Genomic DNA, 10,391 nt, shown 5'->3' on the forward strand with positions numbered 1-10,391 from the left:
GTATTAGGCCAGGAGCCCGCGCCCGCGTCGCGCGCCGACACCAGGGTCACCGGCTGCGGCCAGGCGATGGCCAGCTCCGGGTCGTCGTAGGCGACGCCGAGATCCTCGGACGGATCGTGCGGGCGGTCGATGCGGTAGCAGACGTCGGCCACCTCGGTCAGCGCCTGGAAGCCGTGCAGGAAGCCCGGCGGGACGTAGAGGTGCCGGAAGTCGTTGTCGTCCAGCAGGAAGGCCTGCTGTCGGCCGAAGGTCGGCGAGTCCGGGCGGATGTCGACGAGCACGTCGTGGACCGCGCCGTGCGCGCACCGCACCAGCTTGGCCTCGCCGCGCCCGGAGCGGCCGTGCATGCCGCGCACCACTCCGAGGTGCGAGCGCGACTGCGAGTCCTGCACGAATCCCGCCGACAGGCCCGGGGTGCCCAGGTGGGCGTCGAACTCCTCGGCGTCGAAGGTCCGGGTGAACAGGCCGCGGTCGTCGCGGTACGGCTGCGGGGTCAGCAGCAGGACGTCGGCGAGGTCGGTCGATTCGATGCGCACCGGGTCATCGTGCCATGAGCGGGGAGCCGATGTACGGGTGTCGCGGCTGCGGGCTGGGGCCGCTGGTGCGGGTGCTGGATCTCGGAAAAATGCCTGCGGCGGATGACTTTCCGCGGCTGAACTCGGCGGTCGGGGCGGTCGAGGCGGCGCATCCGCTGGCCATGGACCTGTGCGCCATGTGCGGGCTGGCGCAGCTGGCCGAGGACGATACGGTCACCGCGGAGCCGCGCGGCGTGGAGCCGCAGGCGCTGCGGGATCAGGCGGAGGACGCGGTGTCGCGGGTGGCGGCGGCCGGGTGGCTGCCCGGCGGCGGCACGGTGCGGGAGTTCGGCTCCCCGCACGGCGGCAGCTGGCTGCCGTTGCTGACCGAGCGCGGCTACACCGTGACCGAGCAGCCCGCCGACGTGGTGATCGACTGTTTCGGCATCATGCACGAGCCCCATCAGCGGGTGGCGTTCGCGCAGCGTGCGGCCGCGGTCGCGCCGGGCGGGGTGCTGCTGTTGCAGTTCCATTCGCTGCACACCATCGTGCGTCAAGGGCAGTGGAATGCCCTGCGGCACGGGCATTTCGCCTACTATTCGACGGCGGCGCTGCAGGAGCTGCTGCGGGGCGCGGGTCTGGTGGCGGTGCGGGCCTGGGCCTTCACGCTCTACGGCGGCACGGTGCTGGTGGCGGCGGTGCACGCGCCCGCCGACGCCGATCCGTCCATCGCGGCGCTGCGCGCGAGCGAGGCGGCGGTCGCCGATCCGGCGGTGGTGCGCGGGCTCCAGCATGCCGCGGACCGGCAGGCGCAGGCGCTGCGCCGCTGGCTGGAGTCCGAAAAGTCGTCCGGCAGGACGGTTTACGCCTACGGCGCGGCCTCGCGGGCGGTGGCGCTGCTGCATCTGGCGGGCGCGCATCGCGGCCTGCTGGCGGGGGTCGCCGACGCCTCGCCCGCCAAACAGGGCCGCCGCATGCCCGGTACCGACATCCCGATCCTGGCTCCGGCCGAACTGGTCGCCGCACAACCGGATCGGGTGCTGTTGACACTGCCCGATCTGCTACGTGAGGTTTCCGCGCGGTGGCCCGAGCTGGACGGAAGGTGGGTGATCGACGTGCCCGAATCGCCATGAGAGCCAGCGGAGTTCACCCGTTTGGGTTACTCTCCGCGTGCGGTCGGTCTTCGGCCACGGGGGGACGGGGGACGGACACCCGCGTTCCAGCATTATTGGGGAATCATCGAGCACGCGTAGGTATTACGCATCTGTACCTGATGAGGGAATGGGAAATATCATGCGCAACAACACGACTGCGCTCTCGCGCACCGCGGTGGTCGCGGTTGCCGGAACCATCGGTCTCGCCCTGAGCGGCGGCACCGGCATCGCCGCGGTCGACGGCGACAACTCGATCGTCGATCAGCAGGGCCGCACGGTCGAGGCCATGTCCGCCGACACCAGAATCGATTTCGTTCCACCCCTGGACGGCAATCCGCTCACCCGCGAGTGGTTCCACAGCGGCAAGGCCTGCTTCCAGGTGACGCTGCCCGCGGGCGATCCGTGGACCGGGCACATCACCATGGGCTACCAGGTCGGCTACCCGGCCACCCTGTCCGGCAAGATCTCCTTCCAGTACCAGACCCCGGGCCTGGAGCTCGAGATCGGCAAGGACGGCCCGAAGGCCGATATCTACAACCTGATTCCGACCCTGGGCATTCAGCTCGACGTCGGCTTCGGCCCCGGCATCCAGTCCGTCGACGTGGCGGGCGGCGATGTGTCCGGCAGTGACGGCTGCATCATGATCTCGGGCTTCCACGGCACCGTCACCGGCGTCCTGGGCACCACCACCATCCGCCCGTTCGTGCGCCTGGTGAGCAGCAGCGGCGACACCGTCGTCGCCTACGGCCCGCTGGCCCGCAACTGAAACCCCGTTTCCGGGCGGCCCCGCGCCTCGGGGCCGCCCGGAACCGTGTCACCGGGGTTCCGCGAGAACCGTTGCGGTGCAACGCCCCCGGAGAGTGACCGTCTCCGCGTCACACCAGCGCCCAGCCGCCGCTCGGTGCTATAGCGCGGCGCGGCGGAGGGCGGTGGCTACGGTGCGGGCGCAAACTCGTTCGGCGGCGGCGCGGGCCAGGCGCCAGTCGCCGCCCAGCACCGCGCCGCGGCCGACGTATTGCGGGTATTCCGCGCCGAGGCGGTGGTGGAAGCGCAGCATTTCGGTCAGGGTGGTGACCGTTGCGGGGTCGCGGGACCGGTCGAAGCTGGAACTGCGCCAGGCGGCGAGGGTTTCGGGCATGCCGTGGAAGTCGCCGAAGGCGCTGACGCGGGCGAACAGGTCCAGGCTCATCGGGGTGCCCAGGTCGCCACGGAAGCCGCCGACACGTTCGAAATCCTGGCGGCGGAAGAGCGCGGCGGCGGTCGGGCCGAAGTCGGCGGGGCCCTGGTGCACGATGGCGCGCATGAGGGCGCGGGCGTCGCGACGGCCCAGCAGGCCGGGCAGCCCGAGGTCGGTGTCCCGCACGACCCCGTCGGCGGCGATGACCTGGAATTTGGCCGCGCACAGCGCGATGCCGTTGTCGCCCATGACTTCCAGCTGCCTGTCCAGCGCGCCGGGGAGCAGGAGGTCACCGGCGCACACCAGTTTGACGAAGCGTCCGATGGCCAGCGAGACCGCCTTGTTCCAGTTCTCGCCGACGGGCAGCGCCTCGACGTTGCGGTGCACGCGCAACCGCTTGTCGTCGAAGGATTTCGCGATGGCGGCGGTGTCGTCGGTGCTGGCATTGTCCAGCACGATCACCTCGGCCTCGGTGTCCTGGGCGAGGATCGAGCGCAGGGTGGGCTCCAGGGTCCGCTCGCAATCACGGGCCGGGACGCACACCGAAAGGTTCTTCATCGTTCCCCCTGAAGTGGTTCGGCACGTTCACCGGGCAGGCCCGCACCTCCCGCCACCAGCCCGTACACTCGATCCAGGCCCGCGCGTGCGGCATCGATCTGCTCAACTGCCCGCTGCTGCAGCGTATCCCGCAGTTCCGGCGCGGACTCCCACAACTGCCGAACCGCACGTGTCAGTTCGGCATCGAGGTTGTCGGCGTCGAGATGCACGATCCGCAGCCCGGCCTCGCCGGTGCCGGCGTCGAACATGTCGGCCAACCCGTAGAACTTGTCGTCGTAGTAGCGCGAGGCCGTTACGGCCACGGCCGGAATGCCCTGGGAGAGGGCGAATACCGCGAGGTGGTAGGCGCTGGTCACCAGCACCCGGCAGCGCGAGACCTGACGCGCCACCTCCTGCGCGGTGCCCGCGCGGCCGACGGCCGGGCGGACCCGGTCCGCGCCCGCCAGCAGCGGCAGGGTGTGGCGGCGGTCCTCGTCGGCGGATTCGGAGAGGATGAGCGGGGCCAGCGCGGCGTTCAGGTCCGCGGACTCGCGGCGCACCACGGTGCCGATGGCGTCCCGGGCTGCGTCGCTGACCTTGGCGGAGTCCGAAATGCGCAGGCACAGACCGAGATCGGTGCCGATGCCGGGCCGCCGCAGCCGGTAGGCGAACTCGACCGCGTCGTCACCGGTGACCACGATCCGCTCCGCGGGCACGCCGAGTTCGGCCAGCAGTTCGGGGCCTCGCAGGCGCTCGCGCACGGCGATGAGATCCACGCCCGGGAGCACCTCGGCGGCGCGGCGCAGCAGTTCGGGATCGCGGATGGGGCCCAGGCCCTGGCCGATCATGACATTCGGAACACCGTGGCGCCGAGCGGCTTCCAGCAGGTTCAGCGTGCGGTGCGCCCGGTGCCGGTCGACATCGCTGAGGTAGCCGCCGCCCAGCGCGATGACCAGGTTCGAATCGGCGAGCGCGGCGGGCACCGGTGGCAGGCCCGGTACGCCGGTGGGTTCGAGTTCGCCGCTGATGAGCTGGTGCACCTGCTTGCGCGCCCAGTTCTTCACACCGCACAGGTGGTGCAGGGGCACTTCGGTGCCCGCCCGCCAGTGCACGGCGGCCGGACCGAGCAGGTGGATTCCGGCCTGTTCGTCCAGCAGGCCCGCGAGACCGCCTCTGCCCCAGTGCCCGCCGCTGTGCGCGACCACCGGTTCGGCCTGCGGCAGGACGCCGCACAGAATCCGGGGTTCGTCGGTGAGCATGCCGATGCGGGCCTGCGGCCATTGCGCCCGCAGGCGTTCGACCGTCATCACCATCATGGCGATGTCGCCACGGTTGTGCAGCCGGTATTCGCCGTTGTCGACGAGCACCCGCATTCTCCCGGCACTGTCCCCCGCGCCAGAGTTCCCCACGCTCGATTTCCTTCCGACGCCGCGGCCCGAGCAGTCCGGGGCGAATCTATCGCACGACCAGTCCCCGGCGCTAGATGATCAATTGGCACGCGACCAGCGAATTCGGCTCGCTTACAAGATCATCGGGGGTTGCCGGGGATACGCTCAGTTCCCGAACAGTGACACCGGCGTCTTGCTGCACAGCCAGCGACCGTTCACATAATCCATGGACAGCGGCATGCTCAGAGTGCGCTGATTGGCGTCCTTACCGTTCACGGTGTCGACCAGATCGAAGGTCCCGTTGAGGTCGTAGTGGGTGCCGCTGCCGGAAGAGACGGTGCATTTCCCACCGGTGGAGCGCGTGGGCGTGCCTGCTTCCAGCAATAGCCGCAGGCTCGGCAACAGCGTCTTCGCCTCGCTCTTCCAGCTTCCGGTCGCCCCGTCCTCCACCTTGGCCTGCCAGGCGTCGCCATTGCTGTAGTCGTAGGTGTTGATCAGCTGCCCGTAATCGCAGGCGGCCTTGATGGCGGCGGCCTGGGAAGCGTCGCTCGCAACCGGCGGCTGGGCGATCGAGCGATCGCTGGAATGGGAGCCGAAATTGATTGCGCCGGTGCCGAATCCGACGCCGACTCCGGCGACCGTGACAAGCGCCAGGGCGCAGGCGGCGATCAACCCTTTACGCCCGCGCCGCGCCGGAGCCGGAACCGACGGGACCGGAGCGGGCTGCGCCGACCGAGTCGGCGCGGCATCGACGGAATGCGGGCCGCTCCCGGCCGACGGCGGGTACCGCAGTGGCGGCGCGGCGAAGTGGCCCGGCCCGGAATTCATTTCGGTCGGTGCCGAGGTGAATCCCGGCCGCGCGCCGGTACGGGGCGAGCCTCCGGCGACCTGCGTGGGCACACTGGGTTTGGTGGTGTCGCCGGTGAATCTGCTCGGATCCAGCCCCCAGTACGAGCTCGACCCACCGGCGTGCAGCGGCCCGCTGATCGGCTGGGCGGGCCCGCTCTGCCGGGACCACGGCCCCGATGCTCCGGCGGACGTAGTGAGCGCCTGCGCGGCCGCGGCCGCCAATTCGCCACAGCTGCCGAACCGTAGCTCCCGATCCTTGGCCAGCGCACGCTCGATGACCTGATCGAAACCCGCGGGCACGCCGGGATTCACCAGGCTCGGCCGTGGAATCGCGCCGCCCAGATGCGCGGCCACCAACTGCGCCGTCGTCTCGCCCGGGTACGGCAGCCGACCGGTGAGCATGTGGAACAGCGTGCATCCCAGGGCGTACACATCCGCCCGATGGTCGTTGTCGGTCCGCATCTCGAACTGTTCGGGCGCGGCGTACTGGAAGCTGGCGTACATCTCCCCGGTCCGCGTCAGCGCCCCGGTCTGGTCCACCGCCTTCGCGATCCCGAAGTCCGCCAGATAGACCCGCTGTTCGGGCCCCCACTCCAGCAGGATGTTGGCCGGTTTCACATCCCGGTGCAGCACTCCGGCCCGGTGCGCGTGATCCAGTGCCCGCGCCGTCTCCCCGATGATCCGCACCGTGTGATCGGCCCGGATCGCCCCATCCCGCAACACCGCCGCTACATCGGTCCCCTCGACATACTGCATGGCCATCCACAGCCGATGCTCGTCGTTCCCCCGCGCGTACACCGCGACGATATTCGGATGCGACAGCCGCGCCGCGGTATCGGCCTCCCGCAGAAACCGCGCCCGCACCTCCTCGTCATCGGCCTTCCCGGAAGCCAGCAACTTCAGCGCGACCGGCCGCGGCAGATCCCGGTCCCGGGCGAGATACACCTCTCCCATCCCACCCACGCCGAGCAGCCGCTCCACGGTGTACCCCGCAAAAACCTGCCCCTGCGCAAGTGTCCGCCCCACAGCCGCCTACCTCCACCACGTCATGCTCGCCGCCCACCGTAACCCAGATCCCTCCCAGCAGCGTCGGCGTTATCCGGTGGCACGGCACGGGGTTCCGCGACACCGGGCGGGGGCAGGGTGAGGGTGTGTTCGGTGTGAACCACACCCGCGAATCGCACGTATTCCTCAACGATGAGGTAGCTGATTCGGTCGAATGGCTCATCATGCCGGTGCGGAGGGTAGGACAATTTCTCCGAGACGTGGTTGTTGGCCGCGTATCCCACGAGCGGCTGCCGTCGACCGGGGAGGGGAAATTTCATGATCGATGGATCATGGCGCGCCGGAACGATGTTCGGCCCGTACCGTCTGGACCGATTGATCGGTCGCGGCGGTATGGGCGAGGTGTACGAGGCGTACGACACCGTCAAGGACCGGTCAGTCGCATTGAAAGTATTGACGGAACGGCTGGCCGAGGACCCCCGGTTCCGGCAGCGGTTCCAGCGCGAGGCGCACGTCGCCGCTCGGCTGAAGGAAGCGCACGTCATCCCCATCCACGACTACGGCGAGATCGAGGGACGGCTGTTCCTGGACATGCGCCTGGTCGAGGGAAAGAGCCTGCGCGACATGGTCGAAGACGACGGCCCGCTGCGGCCCGAGCGCGCCGTCGCGATCATCGAGCAGGTCGCCGCCGCGCTCGATGCCGCGCACCGGGACAGCCTCGTGCACCGCGACGTGAAACCCGACAACATCCTGGTCTCCGGCGACGACTTCGTGTACCTCGTCGACTTCGGCATCGCCAACACCATGACGGCCGAGCGGCTGACCACGATCGGCGAGGCGATCGGCTCGTTCTCCTATATGGCCCCGGAACGATTCGCCGACAGCCAGACCACGCCCGCCGCGGACATCTACGCCCTCGCGTGCGTGCTGCACGAAACCCTCACCGGGCTCGAGCCGTTCCACGCGCAAACCGCCGCGCAGCTCATGCACGCCCACCTCTACACTCCCCCGCCCGCGCCGTCGGCGTTACGGCCGGGCCTCCCACCGGCTCTGGACCAGGTGGTCATGCGCGGCATGGCGAAGAACCCGGGCGACCGGTACCCGACGGCGGGCATGCTCGCGGCGGCCGCCAAGGCCGCCCTGGTCCCGGACTCGAAATCGGATCCGACCAGAGTCCTGCCCGCACCGCCCTCCTCGACCTTCCCGCCCGGTCCCCTCGCCGCCCCGATGCCCGCCACCGTGGTTTCGCAGCCCATGCCCGTCGTCTCACAACCGATGCCCGGCGTCTCGCAACCCATGCCTGTCGTCTCGCAACCCTCTGTGTTCACCTCACCGCCGTTCCCCTACACCCCGCCCCCTGCCGCCGCACCACCGCGCCCACCGCGTCGCGGCCGCATATTGCTGATCGCCGGAATCGTCGCCCTGGTCGTCAGTTTGGTTGTCGGCGTGGGCATCTGGCGGCTCTTCTTCTACAAGTCGGGCGGCAACGGCGTCGATGTGAACGCACTCGACGTGGGCAACTACACGACCACGCCGCGGAAGATGACCGGCCAGACCACCAAGGAGGAGGGCCGGGCCATGGCCGCCATGGCGCTCGCGGAGGGCCTGCCCGACCCGTACCAGATCGACAAGGCGCTCGACCACCGGCTGGGCAACGTGCTCTCGAATCCGGGCATGGCCGCGACCGCGATCGCGGGCACCGGCACGCCCCTGACCCAGCCGGTCATGGAGAAGTACGGCATGGTCAGCGCCTACGCGGTCACCGGGGTCACCAAGCGCTACTCCGACTGGATCCACTCCCCCGACGGCAACGCGCTGATCATGGTGATCATGTCGTACCCCAATTCCGACTCGGCCGCGAACGCCGCCAAGGAGATGGAGGCGGTCGACTACGCCGCCAGCGCCGCCAACGTGCGAGTCGACATCCCCAAATTCCCTCAGGCACACGCGCATTACCGCCCGGGCTATGCGTCGATCGGTGCGACATGGTCCTACAACTCGTTCGTCACCTCGGTCATCGCGGTACTCGACAACCCGAACTTCACACCCGCCATGCTCGCCGAACGCGCCGGACAGGTCTTCGCGGCCGAGGCACCGCTGCTGGACAAGGTCGACGACTACGCCGAGGCCGCCCTCACCGTGATCCCCCGCGACCCGGACCAGGTGATCCGCCGCGTCCTGGTCACCGACGAACAGCCGATCTCGGCCACCTACGGCAGCATCGGCCCCCGCGCCGCGTCGCTGTGCGAAGACGCGCAATCACACAAGGACGGTTTGTTCGAGCAGGCCGGAATCGACCGCTGCGCCTTCACCATCGAGGGCGGCGTTCTCCGCACCCGCGACGAAAGCGCGGCCCGCGCCTTCCTCACCGCGGCACGCAAGGCCGACGCCGCCGAATACGTCAAACGCGACATCAAGCCACCGACCGGCCTCCCCACCGCCATCTGCTACGAGCAAAAGGACGCCATCTGGTCCGACGACGCCAATTCCCGCTTCAGTTGCGGCGTGGCATACGGCCGATACGTCGGCTTGGTCGAGAGCAACGACGAACAGGATGTCCTCCGCCGCATCGCCGCCCAGTACACCATCCTGACCAAGAGCTAGCTCCCGAACGCTCCGCCCGCCACACCGGCGGTAAAGGCATCCCACTCACCCGGCGCGAAAACCAGCGCCGGGCCGGTGGGATCCTTGGAGTCACGAACACCGACATTGCCGCCCGGTATGAAGGCGACCTCGACGCACTCCTGTCCCGCCGAGCTGTAACTCGACTTGAACCACCGGGTGTCGTTCGAATCAGCGGTCATTGCCGCACTCCCTTGCTAATTCACGGATCAGGTCTCGGCTCGGTCCCGCTTCCAGGGTGGCACAGCGCACCGTCGCGAATGCCTCACGGTAGGCGACGACCTCGGTCTTGCGCTCGAAATACATAGCGCCAACGAGGTTCTCGGCCACCACGACGGTGGGTTCGGTCAGCCTGCCGTGTACGTCACGGCCGGACTGGTAGATCATGAAGGGCGTCAACGGCGTACCGAGTGGGAGACCGGCCCGGAACGGCAGGACCCGCACGTCGATATTGTCGTGCGTGCTCAGGTCGGCGATGTGGCGAAGCTGGGCAACCATCACATGCCGGTCACCGATCACGGTCCGCAGTGCCGCCTCATGGAGAATGATCACCGCCTCCGCCGGGTGCCGCTGTCGGCGAATCACCTGCTGGCGCTGGGCTCTCAGCTCCAAGCGGCGGTCGATCTCGGTCTCGGAATCGTCCGGGAAATAGCGTCTATCGAGGATGCGAGCATAGGCGGGCGTTTGAATGATCCCAGGGACCACCAGTGGCTGAAAGATACTGATGAGTCGTGCCCCGGCCTCCAGCCCGACGAGCATATTGGACTTGGACGGAATCAGATCGGCATATGCGTGCCACCAAGATTGGGCCGGAGCCTGTTCGGCCAATGCCTTGGCAATTGCGGCGCGGTCGGCATCGAGACCGTAGATATCGCAGAGCCCCAGGACGTCCCGGGTTCGCACCCGCTCCACCAATCCCCGTTCCAACCGGCTGAGCGTGGACTTGTGCCATTCCATCAGTCCGGCGGCCTGATCCACGGTGAGTCCGGATCCCTCTCGCGCCGCACGCAGGAAACGACCGAGTTGTCTACGCGGCAGCGTACTTCCCTTGGCCGCGGTCTCGTCCTCATCTGTCATGTCACTCGCCCCCCGTTGCGTCGGAAATCGAGTCTTGTTGCGGAGCACTCAATCCTACCTAGTGTCC

Annotated in this window: 9 protein-coding genes; 3 read left to right on the forward strand and 6 right to left on the reverse strand. The window is 68.9% G+C overall.

What is annotated here, in order from left to right; genetic code table 11:
- The coding region (gene rfbC, locus NS2_RS33765) for a dTDP-4-dehydrorhamnose 3,5-epimerase (protein ID WP_147207418.1) at positions 1-536 on the reverse strand (536 nt) is incomplete at its 3' end.
- Positions 537-565: 29 nt separating this feature from the next.
- Here rfbC and NS2_RS33770 point away from each other — a divergent pair.
- Together NS2_RS33770 and NS2_RS33775 are read left to right on the forward strand one after the other, a co-directional pair.
- Positions 566-1,648 (forward strand): methyltransferase domain-containing protein, encoded by a 1,083-nt coding sequence (locus tag NS2_RS33770; RefSeq protein WP_033091353.1) that lies wholly within the window; start codon positions 566-568, stop codon positions 1,646-1,648.
- A 160-nt stretch (positions 1,649-1,808) separates the two neighbouring features.
- Positions 1,809-2,435: an MspA family porin gene (locus NS2_RS33775; RefSeq protein WP_033091354.1), complete on the forward strand. Its 627-nt coding sequence runs from the start codon at positions 1,809-1,811 to the stop codon at positions 2,433-2,435.
- A gap of 138 nt (positions 2,436-2,573) precedes the next feature.
- Here NS2_RS33775 and NS2_RS33780 read toward each other — a convergent pair whose 3' ends face one another.
- The 3 genes from NS2_RS33780 to NS2_RS33790 all read right to left on the reverse strand — a co-directional run bounded on the left by NS2_RS33780 (position 2,574) and on the right by NS2_RS33790 (position 6,646).
- Positions 2,574-3,404 (reverse strand): glycosyltransferase family 2 protein, encoded by an 831-nt coding sequence (locus NS2_RS33780; RefSeq protein ID WP_033091350.1) that lies wholly within the window; start codon positions 3,402-3,404, stop codon positions 2,574-2,576.
- Positions 3,401-4,792 carry a polysaccharide pyruvyl transferase family protein gene (locus NS2_RS33785; RefSeq protein WP_231993027.1) on the reverse strand — a complete coding sequence of 464 codons (1,392 nt, stop codon included), beginning with the start codon at positions 4,790-4,792 and terminating at the stop codon, positions 3,401-3,403. The genes NS2_RS33780 and NS2_RS33785 overlap by 4 nt, the downstream gene beginning before the upstream one ends.
- Before the next feature lie 144 nt (positions 4,793-4,936).
- Positions 4,937-6,646 carry a serine/threonine-protein kinase gene (locus tag NS2_RS33790; RefSeq protein ID WP_228102761.1) on the reverse strand — a complete coding sequence of 570 codons (1,710 nt, stop codon included), beginning with the start codon at positions 6,644-6,646 and terminating at the stop codon, positions 4,937-4,939.
- A gap of 297 nt (positions 6,647-6,943) precedes the next feature.
- On the opposite strand from NS2_RS33790, the gene NS2_RS33795 reads away from it, so the two are divergent.
- Positions 6,944-9,229: a serine/threonine-protein kinase gene (locus tag NS2_RS33795; RefSeq protein WP_121556173.1), complete on the forward strand. Its 2,286-nt coding sequence runs from the start codon at positions 6,944-6,946 to the stop codon at positions 9,227-9,229.
- Here NS2_RS33795 and NS2_RS33800 read toward each other — a convergent pair.
- Positions 9,226-9,429: a DUF397 domain-containing protein gene (locus tag NS2_RS33800; protein WP_033091351.1), complete on the reverse strand. Its 204-nt coding sequence runs from the start codon at positions 9,427-9,429 to the stop codon at positions 9,226-9,228. The genes NS2_RS33795 and NS2_RS33800 overlap by 4 nt on opposite strands.
- Positions 9,419-10,324: a helix-turn-helix domain-containing protein gene (locus NS2_RS33805; protein ID WP_033091352.1), complete on the reverse strand. Its 906-nt coding sequence runs from the start codon at positions 10,322-10,324 to the stop codon at positions 9,419-9,421. The genes NS2_RS33800 and NS2_RS33805 overlap by 11 nt, the downstream gene beginning before the upstream one ends.
- Positions 10,325-10,391: the final 67 nt, after the last annotated feature.

Origin of the sequence: Nocardia seriolae NBRC 15557, assembly GCF_007990715.1 — a bacterium.
Taxonomy (GTDB): domain Bacteria; phylum Actinomycetota; class Actinomycetes; order Mycobacteriales; family Mycobacteriaceae; genus Nocardia; species Nocardia seriolae.